General features: G+C 66.4%; 11 protein-coding genes. 7 read left to right on the top strand and 4 right to left on the bottom strand.

Features of this window, described 5'->3' with window-relative positions; translation table 11 throughout:
- The 3 genes from E1261_RS36710 to E1261_RS36720 all read right to left on the bottom strand — a co-directional run.
- A partial coding sequence (locus E1261_RS36710) for a hypothetical protein (RefSeq protein ID WP_132414347.1) occupies positions 1 to 802 on the bottom strand: 802 nt, incomplete at its 3' end.
- A gap of 20 nt (positions 803 to 822) precedes the next feature.
- Positions 823 to 1,605: a L,D-transpeptidase gene (locus tag E1261_RS36715; protein WP_132414348.1), complete on the bottom strand. Its 783-nt coding sequence runs from the start codon at positions 1,603 to 1,605 to the stop codon at positions 823 to 825.
- A 97-nt stretch (positions 1,606 to 1,702) separates the two neighbouring features.
- Complete coding sequence (locus tag E1261_RS36720) at positions 1,703 to 2,554, bottom strand: PAC2 family protein (RefSeq protein WP_132414349.1); 852 nt, start codon at positions 2,552 to 2,554, stop codon at positions 1,703 to 1,705.
- Between the two features lie 194 nt (positions 2,555 to 2,748).
- On the opposite strand from E1261_RS36720, the gene E1261_RS36725 reads away from it, so the two are divergent.
- The 7 genes from E1261_RS36725 (at position 2,749) to E1261_RS36755 (ending at position 11,391) form a co-directional block, all read left to right on the top strand.
- The gene (locus tag E1261_RS36725) at positions 2,749 to 3,396 is read left to right on the top strand and encodes an HAD family hydrolase (protein ID WP_238176657.1); all 648 of its coding nucleotides are present in this window, start codon (positions 2,749 to 2,751) and stop codon (positions 3,394 to 3,396) included.
- An 87-nt stretch (positions 3,397 to 3,483) separates the two neighbouring features.
- Positions 3,484 to 5,049 carry an ABC transporter substrate-binding protein gene (locus E1261_RS36730; RefSeq protein WP_132414350.1) on the top strand — a complete coding sequence of 522 codons (1,566 nt, stop codon included), beginning with the start codon at positions 3,484 to 3,486 and terminating at the stop codon, positions 5,047 to 5,049.
- 229 nt (positions 5,050 to 5,278) lie between these two features.
- On the top strand, positions 5,279 to 6,271 hold the full coding sequence (locus E1261_RS36735) for an ABC transporter permease (RefSeq protein WP_132414351.1): 993 nt from the start codon (positions 5,279 to 5,281) through the stop codon (positions 6,269 to 6,271).
- A gap of 68 nt (positions 6,272 to 6,339) precedes the next feature.
- Entirely contained in the window at positions 6,340 to 8,109 is a 1,770-nt protein-coding gene (locus E1261_RS36740) for an ABC transporter substrate-binding protein (protein ID WP_132414352.1), read from the top strand.
- Between the two features lie 102 nt (positions 8,110 to 8,211).
- Positions 8,212 to 9,225, top strand: coding sequence for an ABC transporter permease (locus E1261_RS36745; RefSeq protein WP_132414353.1), 1,014 nt, complete (start codon positions 8,212 to 8,214; stop codon positions 9,223 to 9,225).
- Entirely contained in the window at positions 9,222 to 10,295 is a 1,074-nt protein-coding gene (locus tag E1261_RS36750; RefSeq protein WP_238176658.1) for an ABC transporter ATP-binding protein, read from the top strand. The genes E1261_RS36745 and E1261_RS36750 overlap by 4 nt, the downstream gene beginning before the upstream one ends.
- 13 nt (positions 10,296 to 10,308) lie before the next feature.
- Positions 10,309 to 11,391, top strand: coding sequence for an ABC transporter ATP-binding protein (locus tag E1261_RS36755; protein WP_132414354.1), 1,083 nt, complete (start codon positions 10,309 to 10,311; stop codon positions 11,389 to 11,391).
- 36 nt (positions 11,392 to 11,427) lie between these two features.
- On the opposite strand, the gene E1261_RS36760 is transcribed toward E1261_RS36755, so the two are convergent.
- On the bottom strand, positions 11,428 to 12,270 hold the full coding sequence (locus tag E1261_RS36760) for a tetratricopeptide repeat protein (RefSeq protein WP_420814092.1): 843 nt from the start codon (positions 12,268 to 12,270) through the stop codon (positions 11,428 to 11,430).
- Positions 12,271 to 12,719 lie beyond the last annotated feature (449 nt).

Below are 12,719 nucleotides of genomic sequence, written 5' to 3' on the forward strand. Positions count from 1 at the left end.
GCTTCGGGGTCGGCTTGTGAGCGACCGGCTTGGCGCAGGTGGCGGAGGCCAGGCGGATGATCTGGGCGCCGTTGCCGAGGTTGATCTTGAGGCCGGTGATGGTGAAGGAGCCGTCGGCGTTCTTGGTCTGCTCGTTCACCGTGATGGCGATCAGCGGGTTCGCGGGGGTGCTGAAGGACTGGGTGGTGCTGGGGATCTTGAGGGTCTGGCCCAGCAGGGTGAGGGAGCCGACATCGACACCGCCCTTGGCTCCGGAGCACCAGACGTTGACCGCGTCGATGCCGACCAGGGAGCTGGGCGGGGTGAGCAGGAGCTTGCAGAGTTCGGGGAGGTTCTTGACCGGGAGGTCCTTGGTGCTCAACGAAGGCAGCGGGAGCGGCAGACCGAGATCCGGGAGCTTGATGTCCGGGAGCGGGAGGTCGTCGGCGCCGGTCGGGGGAAGCGCGTCGCACTGCTTCTTCAGGTCCGGCGGGATCGGGATCTGGCCGAGGACGTCGGCGCCGACCGAGATGTCGATCAGCTCGACGGAGGCCGAGTTGTTGCCGGCGTTGACGGTGCCGGCGCGGACTGCGAGCAGCGGGTTGTCCGGCAGTTCGAGGGCCGAGGACTTCTTCGGCTTGCCGTCGACGGATTCGACGTACGGCGTCTTGTCGACGGGCACCTGGCCTTCGGCGTTGACGGCGTACGCCGACGAGGGCCGGGCGGCCGCGTTACCCACCGGGCTACTGGCGACCAGGCTGAACGCCACGACTCCGGCCACGGCTGCTGCCGTGACAACGGTCGGTACGAGTTGTCGGCGCATCTCCGGTCTCCTCACGTACGTCACTTGTTGTCGATCTGAACGACGGTCCCGAGCGGGACCCGCTGAAGTTTGGCCAAGGCGGTCTTCGGCACCCGGACGCATCCGGCGCTGATCGCGGCTCCGAACACGTCGGCACGCGGCCAGCCGTGGATCGCGACCGTACCAGGCCCGCCACCGAACGTGTCGAGAGTGGGACTGTGTGCACCCAACGGCAGCACGATCGGCGAGGCGGAGCGCTTGTGGTCGACGATCGAGCCGAGCAGGAAGGTGCGGCCGGCAGGCGTCGGCGTCTTCCGCGCACCCACACCGGCCTTCCACGCCCCGAGCCGCTTGCCCTTCTCGAACAGCTCGATCGTCCGCGATCCGGTGTGCACACGGATCAGGTACGGCGAGGTCGCGCGCTCGAGGTCGTCGTCGCGCATCCACCCGGTCGACCGGTTGGGCTTCGAGGGCAGCAGTACCCGGACCCAGCCGTCGGTCTGCTCGACCACCGGGAGCCAGGTCGGCCCGAACTGCTTCGGCCCGATCTTGGCGAACGGGTCGCCGTCGGGCGCGGAGTACAGGGCGGATTCGGACCGCGGGTGGACGACGATCCCGTCGGTCGCGGCATACGGCTCGGGATCGAGGGGCGCGGTCGCGATCGTGGTCGCCGTACTGGAGGCGGCGAGGACGGTCAGGTCGACCGGCGGTGGTTCGTCGTCATCGTTGCCGAGGATGCCGACCACGGCGACGATGCCGAGCAGCAGCAGGACGGCGAGGGCAGGCATCGAGCTGCTGCCGTCCTCACCCCGCGACCTGCGCATCTGACTAGCTCCCCGTAACCGGCCTATCGTCCGACGACGACAATAGGCCGATCCAGGGCGTTACGCCACGGTAGGTGACCCGCGAGTAGCAAAAACTCTAAGGCGTATCCGGATGGTTCTTGTTCCGCCGGCGTAGGTACCGCTCGAACTCCGCGGCGATCGCGTCGCCCGAGGCCTCCGGCAGGTCGGCGGTGTCGCGCTGCTCCTCCAGGGAGTGCACGTACTCCGCGACCTCGGGGTCCTCTTCGCTCAGCTCGTCCGCGCCGCGCTGCCACGCGCGGGCCATCTCGGGCAGCTCGCCCTCGGGGATCTGCAGGTCGAGCAGGGCCTCGATCTTGCTCAGCAGCGCCAGCGACGCCTTCGGGCAGGGGGAGCCGGCGATGTAGTGCGGGATCGCGCCCCAGATGGACACAGCCGGTACGCCGAGGGCGCCGCAGAGGTCGCCGAAGACGCCGGTGATGCCGGTGGGGCCTTCGTACGTCGACGGCTCCAGGCTCCACGATGCACTCAGTGCCTCGTCCGAGGAGGTCGCCGAGACGGGGATCGGCCGGGTGTGCGGGGAGTCGGCGAGCAGGGCACCCAGTACGACGACGATCTGGGCGTTGGACTCGTCGACCACCTCGAGCAGCTCCTGGGCGAAGCCGCGCCAGCGCATGTTCGGCTCGATTCCGCGGATCAGCAGCACGTCGCGGTCGGTGTCGGCCGGCTGGGCCACGTAGACCCGGGTCGTCGGCCAGGTCAGCTGGCGGTCGCCGTTCTCGTCGAAACCGACCTCGGGCCGGTTCACCTGGAAGTCGTAGTACTCCTCCGGGTCGATCTCGGTGACGAGCTCGGCGTTCCACTCCTCGATCAGGTGGTCGACCGCTCCGGTGGCCGCTTCGGCGGCGTCGTTCCAGCCCGCGAACGCCGCGATCACGACCGGGTCCCTCAGGTTCGCGAGATCAACCACTCGCAGGCCCCCTGTCGTCTGTTAGCCATCCGGCAGGGTGCCGGAATCCGGACTGCCAGCCTACGTGGTTCGTTCACGCCACGCGCAGGCCTAACCGCGAAGCGGGACGTGTCGGCAGCACCCCCGGCGGAACGTGTCGGCGTACGCAGAAGGAAAATGGTTCCGGAAGACCAAAACAAAGTGGAGGGGGAGCCGTGCTGCAGGCCGTGCTCTGGGACATGGACGGAACGCTGGTCGACTCGGAGAAGGTCTGGGCAGAGGTGCAGCTGCGGGTGCTGCCCGAGCTCGGTGGGGCCTGGACCGACGAGGACAGTCTCGGGCTGATCGGGAGCGATCTGCGCGACGCTGTCCAGGTTTGGCTGGCGGCGCTGCCGGCCGGTGTGATCACCGGCGAGGAGTTGGCCGAGCGGATCTTCAGTGAGGTGATCGACTCGCTGCGCCGGGAGGTCGAGTTCCAGCCGGGTGCGCTCGAACTCCTCCAGGCGCTGCGCAAGGCCGACGTACCGTGCGGGCTGGTGTCGGCGTCGTACCGGGTGATGATCGACGCGGTGCTCAGTCATCTGCCCGACGATCCGTTCGACGTGATCATCGCCGGTGACGAGGTGACGAACGGCAAGCCGCATCCCGAGCCTTATCTGACCGCGGCTGCAAAGCTCGGGGTCGATCCGACGCAGTGTGCGGTGATCGAGGACTCGATGACGGGCACAGAGTCCGGTACGGCGGCCGGCGCGTACGTGATCGCGGTCCCGCACTGGGTGCCGATCCCGGAGGCACCGCGCCGTCTGATCGTCGGTTCATTGGAAGCCGTGACTCCGGAGTCACTGCGGCAGTTGCTCTCCTGAGGCGTTACCGTCACTTGGTGCCCTCGGGGGCGTTGCTTGGGCTGAAGAGAAGGCCCAGGGTGAACACAGTGGGCTGGGGAAGGTGACATGGTGAGCGAGTTGTGGCGGCGGTTGGTGGTGACCGCTGCGGTCGGTGGGCTGGGCGTCGGCCTGGTCGCGTGCGGTGAGCCGGACGACAACGCGCCGCACACCGGGGCGACCACGCCGAAGGCGATGGTGCTGCGGCTGGCGACCACCGACACGATCAGCTCACTCGATCCGGCCGGTCCGTACGACGTCGGTTCGCGGACCGTGCAGGCGAATCTCTACCAGACCCTGCTGACGATCCTGCCGGGGAAACCGACCCCGGTACCGGATGCCGCGGATTGCCAGTTCGATTCGCCGACGACGTACACGTGCAGTTTGAAGGAGGGCCTGACCTTCCCGAACGGGCATCCGTTGACCTCGTCGGACGTGCGGTTCAGTTTCGACCGGATGCTGACCCTGAAGACTCCGGGTGGGCCGGCGCCACTGTTCACCTCGGTGACCTCGGTGAGTACGCCGGACGAGCTGACCGCGGTCTTCAATCTGAAGGCTCCGGATGCCCGGCTTCCTTATCTATTGACCACGACCGGCGCGTCGATCGTGGACGAGGAGGCGTACCCGGTCAAGAAGCTGCTCGACTCGACGGCGATCGGCAGCGGGCCGTATCAGTTGACCGCGTACCGGCCGGGGGAGTCGGTCACGCTGGCGCGGTTCGCGGCGTACAAGGGGTCTCGCGCTGCGCAGAATGACGGGGTGCAGATCGCGCTGGTCAAGGACGCGGTGGCGCTGGACCAAGCGATGGGCAAGGCGGACCTGGCGTACCGCGGGTTCACGATCGGTCAGCTCGACAACATCCGGTCGATGAGCGGCGTGCAGGTGATCGAGTCCGAGGATGCGGTGATCCAGTTCGTCGCGTTCCAAATGAAGTCGGTGACCTCGCGCAAACTCGCCGTACGGCGTGCTGTCGCGCAGCTGATCGACCGGCCGGCGCTGGTGAAGAAGGCGTACGCCGAGCACGTGAGCCCGCTGTACTCGATGGTGCCGCCGAACTTCGGTGGCGCGACGGATGCGTACCGGTCGGAGTACAAGCAGCCGAGTAAGGCAGCCGCAGCGGCGATCTTGAAGGCGGGGGGCGTCAAGGGGCCGGTGCCGCTGACGCTCGGGTGGACGCCGACCCGGTTCGGTCCGGGGTCGAAGGGTGAGGCGCTGGAGCTGAAGCGGCAGCTGGACGCTTCGGGGCTGTTCCGGGTGACCTTGCGGAGCGCGGAGTGGCCGGCGTACCAGCAGTTGATCCGCTCGGGTGTCTTCGACCTGTACCTCGCGGGGTGGACCGCGGAGTACCCGGATGCGGACAATTTCCTGGCGCCGTTCCTCGGGGTCAGTGACCCGTTCCCGAACGGGTACCGTTCGGCCGCCGCGACAAAGCTGCTGCAGCAGGAAAGAGTCGAGCAGAACGGCATCAAGCGTGCGGAGCTCCTGGAGCAGTTGCAGGGCGTATTCGCCCGGGAGGTGCCGGTTGTACCGATCTGGCAGGGGCGACTCAGCGTAGTCGTCGATCATGAGGTGGAAGGCGTCTCCGGAGCACTGGATCCGCTGGCGTTTTTGCATCTGTCCGGCCTGCGTAAATGACACAAAGATGCCATGACAGTAACGTTTTGCGAGGTAACCGCGACCCTCGGTAGAAGGCGTGCTTTACTGCGGAAAACGTCCACGATACGGGACGATTTCCTCGCGATCACGATCGGGCAACGCACCGCATTCGGCGTTTGACTCCAGACCGTAATGGCGGCAGGTTAAGGCGGCAGCCATACCGGATTTCGTTCCGGTTCAACCGAATGAGGCAGGGGAGTCGCATCGCGTGAGCGCACCACTCGAGGTCGAACCGGGGTCGGCGGCGGCCCAGCCGGAGGCCGTCCTCGACGGAGTCCAGAAGATCGAGGGCCGGTCGCTCTGGCAGATCTCCTGGATGCGGCTGAAGCGCGACAAGATCGCGATCGCCGGTGGCGTCTTCGTCATCCTGCTGATCATCGTGGCGATCTTCGCGCCGCTGATCTGCAAGCTCATCGGTATCACCCCGAACGACTTCCACCAGGATCTGGTGGACCCGTCGCTGCAGACCCCGATCGGCCGCCTCGGCGGCATCAGCTGGGACCACCCGCTCGGGATCGAGCCGGTCAACGGCCGCGACATCCTGGCCCGGATCCTGTACGGCGCCCGGATCTCGCTGCTGATCGCCGTACTGGCGACGATGCTGTCCGTGGTGATCGGTGTCGTGCTGGGCGTCGTGGCCGGCTACTTCGGTGGCTGGGTCGACACACTGATCAGCCGCTTGATGGACATCTTCCTGGCCTTCCCGCTGGTGCTGTTCGCACTGGCGCTGGTCGGCGCGATCCCGGACTCGGTCCTCGGGTTGACCGGCGACCCGCTGCGGGTGGCGCTGATCGTCTTCATCATCGGCTTCTTCAGCTGGCCCTACATCGGCCGGATCATCCGGGGCCAGACGTTGTCGCTGCGCGAGCGTGAGTTCGTGGACGCGGCCCGCAGCCTCGGCGCGCGCCGCCCGTACATCCTGTTCACCGAGCTGCTCCCGAACCTGATCGCGCCGATCCTGGTCTACGCGACGCTCCTGATCCCGACCAACGTCCTGTTCGAGGCCGGTCTGTCCTACCTGGGCGTCGGTGTTCGTCCGCCGACGGCCAGCTGGGGCGACATGCTGTCGATCGCCTCGAAGTGGTACCAGGTCGACCCGATGTACATGATCCCGCCGGGCCTGGCGATCTTCGCCACGGTGCTGGCCTTCAACCTGTTCGGCGACGGGTTGCGCGACGCGCTGGACCCGCGGTCGCGGTAGTACTTCTCTCCACAACCGGGAGCCGTGTGCAAGCGCAGCTCTCACCACACAAAGGGGTGCAACAAGAGATGAGTCGGAAACGCATCACGACGGCAGTAGCCGTCGCTGCGGCCGTCGCCTTGAGTCTGGCGGCTTGCGGGGGACCGAAGGCCACGCCTGGTGGTGGCAGCAGCGCAGGCGGCGCCACGGCGGAGGCCAACGCAGCCGTCGACAAGAACTTCAGCCCGAGCACCAAAAAGGGTGGCACGCTCCGGATGGCGATCTCCGAGGCGTACGACTCCACCGACCCGGGTGACACCTACTACGGTCTGTCCTGGAACCTGGTGCGGACCTACGTCCGTCCGCTGATGACGTTCAAGGCGACTCCGGGCGAGGAGGGCGGCAAGCCGGTTCCGGACCTGGCCGAGGCTCCTGGAGTGCCGAGTGACGGTGCCAAGACCTGGACCTACAAGATCCGTAAGGGCATCAAGTTCGAGGACGGCACGCCGGTGACGTCGAAGGACGTCAAGTACGGCGTCGCACGGTCGCTGGACAAGGCGACGCTGCCGAGCGGCCCGACGTACTTCAACGACTTCCTGCTGGACGTCCCCGAGGGCTTCAGCGTCTACAAGGACAAGACCCTGGCGGGCGTCGCGAAGGCGATCGAGACGCCGGACGACCAGACCATCGTCTTCCACCTGAAGAAGCCGTTCTCGAGCTTCGACTACTTCGCGCAGCTGCCGTCGACCGCTCCGGTCCCGCAGGCGAAGGACACCGGTGCGAAGTACAAGGAACACCCGATGGCGACCGGTCCGTACAAGTTCGGTTCCTACGACCCGAACAAGGGCTTCGATCTGGTCCGCAACGAGAACTACGACGCGTCCACCGACCCGGACTCGGGCCGTAACGCGCTGCCGGACAAGTACACCATTGCGTACAACGTCGAGGGCACCGACATCGACAACCGGCTGATCGCCGGTGACCTCGACGTCGACCTCGCCGGTACCGGTGTGCAGCCGGAGACCCAGGCGAAGGTGCTGGCCGACCCGAAGCTGAAGGCGCACACGGACAACGTGCCGGCCCCGCGCCTGAACTTCACGGTGCTGAACACCGAGGTCCCGCCGCTGGACAACGTGCACTGCCGCAAGGCGATTCTCTACGCTGCCGACCACGAGGGTTACCAGCGTGCCTACGGTGGCCCGATCGGTGGCGACATCGCGACGAACCTGATGCCGCCGTCGGTCCTCGGCTCGCAGAAGTTCGACGACTACGGCTTCGAGGCCGACAAGAACGGTAACGTCGAGAAGGCCAAGGACGAGCTGAAGCAGTGTGGTCAGCCGAACGGCTTCGCGATCAACATCGCCTTCCGCGGTGACCGCAACAAGGAGAAGGCCGTTGCCGAGACCCTGCAGCAGTCGCTGAAGAAGGCCGGCATCACGCTGACCACCAAGCCGTACCCGACCAGCGACTACACCAAGCTGTACGCGGGCAAGCCGGACTTCGCGAAGACGAACAAGCTCGGCCTGATCGTCTACAGCTGGGGTGCGGACTGGAACGACGGCTTCGGCTTCCTGCAGCAGATCGTGGACAGCCGGACCATCCGCGCCACCGGTGGAAACACCAACCTCGGCGTCCGGATCCCCGAGGTCGACCAGTTGATCGACAAGGCGATGGCCGAGACCGACGAGACCAAGCGCAACCAGTACTGGGTCGACGTCGACAAGAAGGTCATGGAGCAGGCGGGCGTGCTGCCGGGTATCTGGGCCAAGGGCCTGCTGTACCGTCCGGACACCGTGGCCAACGTCTTCACCAACGCCGGTCAGAACATGTACGACTACGCGGGCATCGGCCTCAAGTAAGTCGTTGCTCTGACCAACCAACCGAAATCGCTCAGCAGAGGTAGGTGAAGGCTGACGGTGGCCGGTGATCAGCGATGATCGCCGGCCACCACGCCGAGCACGGTGTTCGCATATCTGGTCCGCCGGGTGATCGGAGCAGTAATCCTGCTCTTCATCGTCACGGCCGTGACATTCGCGATCTTCTTCCTGGTCCCCAAGCTCGGCGGCGCGACCGCCGACGACCTGGCGTCCCGCTATGTCGGCAAGAGCGCGGGGGCGGCGCAGATCCACGAGACCGCTGTTCGGCTCGGCTTCACCGATCCGCTCTACGAGCAGTACGGCCGCTTCGTGAAGGGTCTGTTCGTCGGGCAGGAATACAACTACGGTCCGGCGACCGAGCACTGCCCGGCGCCGTGCTTCGGCTATTCGTTCCTGACCCAGCAGCCGGTGTGGCCGGACCTGGTCGCGCGAATACCGGTCACCGCCTCGCTGGCAGGTGGTGCGGCGTTCATCTGGCTGATCACCGGTGTCGGCACCGGCATCATCTCGGCCCTCAAACGCGGCTCGGTCCTGGACCGGTCGCTGATGTCGGTCGCGCTGGCCGGTGTCTCGCTGCCGATCTTCTTCACCGGCCTGCTGTCACTGTCGATCTTCAGTTACGGACTCGGCTGGACAGCCCAGGGCGGTACCAACCCACTGGACGAAACAAATCCCGTCTGGTGGGCGTACGACCTCATCCTTCCCTGGGTGACACTGGCCTTCCTGTACGCCGCGTCGTACGCGCGGCTCACCCGGGCCGGCATGCTCGAGACGATGAACGAGGACTTCGTCCGGACCGCTCGAGCCAAGGGCCTGACCGAGCGGACGGTCGTGATGAAACACGGCCTGCGCTCGGCACTGACACCGATCCTGACGATCTTCGGTCTGGACCTCGGCCTGCTGATGGGCGGCGCGATCCTCACCGAGACGACGTTCTCGCTGCCGGGGATCGGTCAGTACGCCGTCATCGCGCTGCGGGTGAACGACCTGCCGAAGGTGCTCGGTGTGACGCTGGTCGCGGCGTTCTTCATCGTGCTGGCGAACCTGATCGTTGACCTCCTGTACGCCGTCGTCGACCCGAGGGTGCGCATCTCGTGACCGAACCCGCAGATAACACCGTTCAAGGGACCGTCCAGCGGATCGAGCGCGGCGAGGCGTTCCTCGACGTCCGCGATCTGAAGGTGCACTTCCCGACCGACGACGGCGTCGTCAAGTCGGTCGACGGGATTTCGTTCCAGCTCGAGCGCGGCAAGACCCTCGGCATCGTGGGGGAGTCCGGCTCCGGCAAGAGCGTGACCAGCCTGTCGATCATGGGTCTGCACAAGCGCGGCGTGGCCAAGATCAGCGGTCAGATCTTCCTCGACGGTCAGGACCTGGTGTCCTCGACGCCCGAGGAGGTCCGGCTGCTCCGCGGGAAGCGGATGGCGATGATCTTCCAGGACCCGCTGTCGGCGATGCACCCCTTCTACACGGTCGGGACGCAGATCGTCGAGGCGTACCGGGTGCACAACAAGGTGAGCAAGCAGGTCGCGCGCAAGCACGCGATCGAGATGCTCGACCGGGTCGGCATCCCGCAGCCCGACAAGCGGGTGGACGCCTACCCGCACCAGTTCTCCGGCGGTATGCGGCAGCGCGCGATGATCGCGATGGCGCTGTCGTGCGACCCCGACCTGCTGATCGCCGACGAGCCGACCACCGCGCTCGACGTGACCGTGCAGGCGCAGATCCTGGACCTGATCCGGGACCTGCAGCGCGAGTTCAACTCGGCCGTCATCATCATCACGCACGACCTCGGTGTGGTGGCCGAGCTCGCCGACGACATCCAGGTGATGTACGGCGGGCGCGCGATCGAGTACGGGACGGCGGAGGACATCTTCGACAACCCGCAGCACCCGTACACCTGGGGTCTGCTGGGTTCGATGCCGCGGATCGACCGGGAACGTACCGAGCGGCTGATCCCGATCAAGGGCACGCCGCCCAGCCTGATCAACGTGCCGAAGGGCTGCGCCTTCAACCCGCGCTGCAACTACGCACACCTGAACGGCGGCGCCAGCGAGACCGAACGCCCCGAGCTGCTCGACATCGGCGCCGGCCACAAGGTCGCGTGCCATCTCTCCCCGAAGGAGCGCCAGCACGCGTGGGAGACCGACATCAAGCCGAAGCTGTGAACGGGACGACACTGTGACTATTGAAGAGATCGATCCCACCGCCGTCCCGGGCGTGGAAGCACCGGCCATCGGCGAGGAGTTGCTGTCGGTCGACGGGCTGGTGAAGCACTTCCCGATTCGCAAGGGCCTGCTGCAGCGGCAGACTGGCGCCGTACAGGCTGTTGACGGTCTGACGTTCAATGTCACCCGCGGCGAGACGTTGTCGCTGGTGGGGGAGTCCGGCTGTGGCAAGACCACGACCGGGCGGCTGCTGACCCGGCTGCTGGAGCCGACCGCGGGCAAGATCGTGTTCGAGGGTCGCGACATCAGCCACCTCAGCGAAGGCAAGATGCGGCCGCTGCGCCGCGACGTACAGATGATCTTCCAGGACCCGTACGGTTCGCTGAACCCGCGGCACACCGTCGGCAAGATCGTCGGAGCGCCGTACCGGCTGCAGAACGTGAAGACCGAGCACGGCGTGAAGCGCGCGGTGCAGGAGCTGCTCGAGCTGGTGGGTCTGAGCCCCGAGCACTACAACCGTTATCCGCACGAGTTCTCCGGCGGTCAGCGGCAGCGCATCGGTATCGCGCGCACGCTCGCGCTGCGCCCGAAGCTGATCGTGGCGGACGAGCCGGTGTCGGCGCTGGACGTGTCGATCCAGGCTCAGGTCGTCAACCTGCTGGAGGACCTGCAGAACGAGTTCGACCTCACCTACGTGATGATCGCGCACGACCTGTCGGTCGTGCGGCACGTGTCCGATCGAGTCGCGGTGATGTACCTCGGGAAGATCGTCGAGATCGCCGACCGCGTCGGCCTCTACGAGACCCCGATGCACCCATACACGGTCGCGCTGCTGTCGGCGGTTCCGGTCCCGGACACCAAGCGCAAGGGCAACGTCAAGCGCATCCGCCTGGAAGGCGACGTACCGAGCCCGATCAACCCGCCGCCCGCCTGCCGCTTCCACACCCGCTGCTGGAAAGCCCAGGACATCTGCAAAACGGTAGAGCCCCCGCTCCTCCAGTTGGCCCCCGGCCACCAGGCGGCCTGCCACTTCCCGGAAAACCAGGCTGGCGAGGTCTCCACCACCCCCGCGGCGACGAACCAAGCCGGCAACTAACCGAACCAGCTTTACGACCAGCGCCTGACGAAACTGTCAGGCGCTGGTTGCGTTCTGGACCTCGTTCAATAGAGTCTGGGCAGCGACGGCCTGGCCTGGATGGTGCTGCCGGTAAAAGGCGAGTGCGGACTCGAGATTGGCGGCGGCGTCGTCGCGGTCGCCGACACGGCTCAGCAGCTCGCCCAGTAGGAGTCGAATCTGTGCCTCTCGTCGGCGATCATCGGCGTCCAGCGCGATCTCCAGCGCCAATTCAGCCTGCTCGATACCGCGATCGACTTCGTTGAGGACGAGATAGCTCATTCCGAGAATCCAGTGCGCATCGCAGACGAAGCTGCGGAGCCCCAGAGCCTCGAGCTCAGACAACGACCGAACGATGTCTTCGACCGCACCTTCGGATCGGCCCGATCGGACTCGGGCCCAGGCGCCCTCGATCCGCAGGTTCGCGATGCCGGCCAGATCGCCGACGTTCGCGAAGAGTTCGATGCCGGCGTCAACAACTTCCCGGACGGCGGCCCAATTGCCGAGCTCTGTGTTTACCTCGGCGAGCGTGCAGTACGCGGCTGCCATGGCGCGCTCGTCACCGAGCTGCTTGTTGATGGCCAAAGCCCGTTCTGCCATCGGAAGTGCCTCCGCATATCGATGCATCCGTATGAGGAGGCGAGCTGTGTTGTTCGTCGCGAGTGAGACACCGCGGACGTTCCCGATGGTGGTGAAGGCGTCCCGGGCCTGACCGAACCGGACTGCGGCCTCCTCGTATCGCGCAGCAGAAGCCAAGGCAATAGCTGCGTCGGCGTGGAGCTGTGCAAGCGTCCAACCGTCGATCTGGCCGTCGGCTACTTGGTCAATTGCAGGAAGCCACTCGGTGAAGCTGCCGCGCATGACGAAGTAGCTGTAGAGCCCGATCACCAGACCGGCCGCTATCTCGTCGCGGTCGCCCAGGCCGGCGGACTGGTCGATGACCGCGAGGTAGTTGGCCAGTTCGCCGTCGATCCAGCTGAGAGCTTCCTCGGATGTGTTGAGGACCGGAAACGCCGGCACCGGCGGGCGTCCGGACCAGGCGTTGCGGGCGGCCTTCGGATCGGCGAGGTCGGCGGCTCGCCAGGCGACTCCGAGGTACAAGGCCAGGAGATGGTCGATGGCGGCGGTGCGTGCGCCGGCAGGGAGTTGCTGGGCGAGCTCGTGGGCGTAGGCGCGGACTAGGTCGTGGAAGTGGTAGCGGCCGGGGGTGTGGGACTCGAGGAGGTGGAGGTCGGTGAGGTGTTCTAGGAGGTCGCCGGCTTTGGGCGGGGTGGTTTCGACGAGGGCGGCCGTGGACTCGGGGGTGAAGT

Origin of the sequence: Kribbella albertanoniae (assembly GCF_004348455.1) — a bacterium.
Classification (GTDB): domain Bacteria; phylum Actinomycetota; class Actinomycetes; order Propionibacteriales; family Kribbellaceae; genus Kribbella; species Kribbella albertanoniae.

Excerpts from the sequence above, each read along its gene's own strand:
- E1261_RS36760 (WP_420814092.1), bottom strand. The coding sequence starts at position 12,270 with ATGCGCGGCAGCTTCACCGAGTGGCTTCCTGCAATTGACCAAGTAGCC.
- E1261_RS36740 (WP_132414352.1), top strand. The coding sequence starts at position 6,340 with ATGAGTCGGAAACGCATCACGACGGCAGTAGCCGTCGCTGCGGCCGTC.
- E1261_RS36730 (WP_132414350.1), top strand. The coding sequence starts at position 3,484 with ATGGTGAGCGAGTTGTGGCGGCGGTTGGTGGTGACCGCTGCGGTCGGT.
- E1261_RS36715 (WP_132414348.1), bottom strand. The coding sequence starts at position 1,605 with ATGCGCAGGTCGCGGGGTGAGGACGGCAGCAGCTCGATGCCTGCCCTC.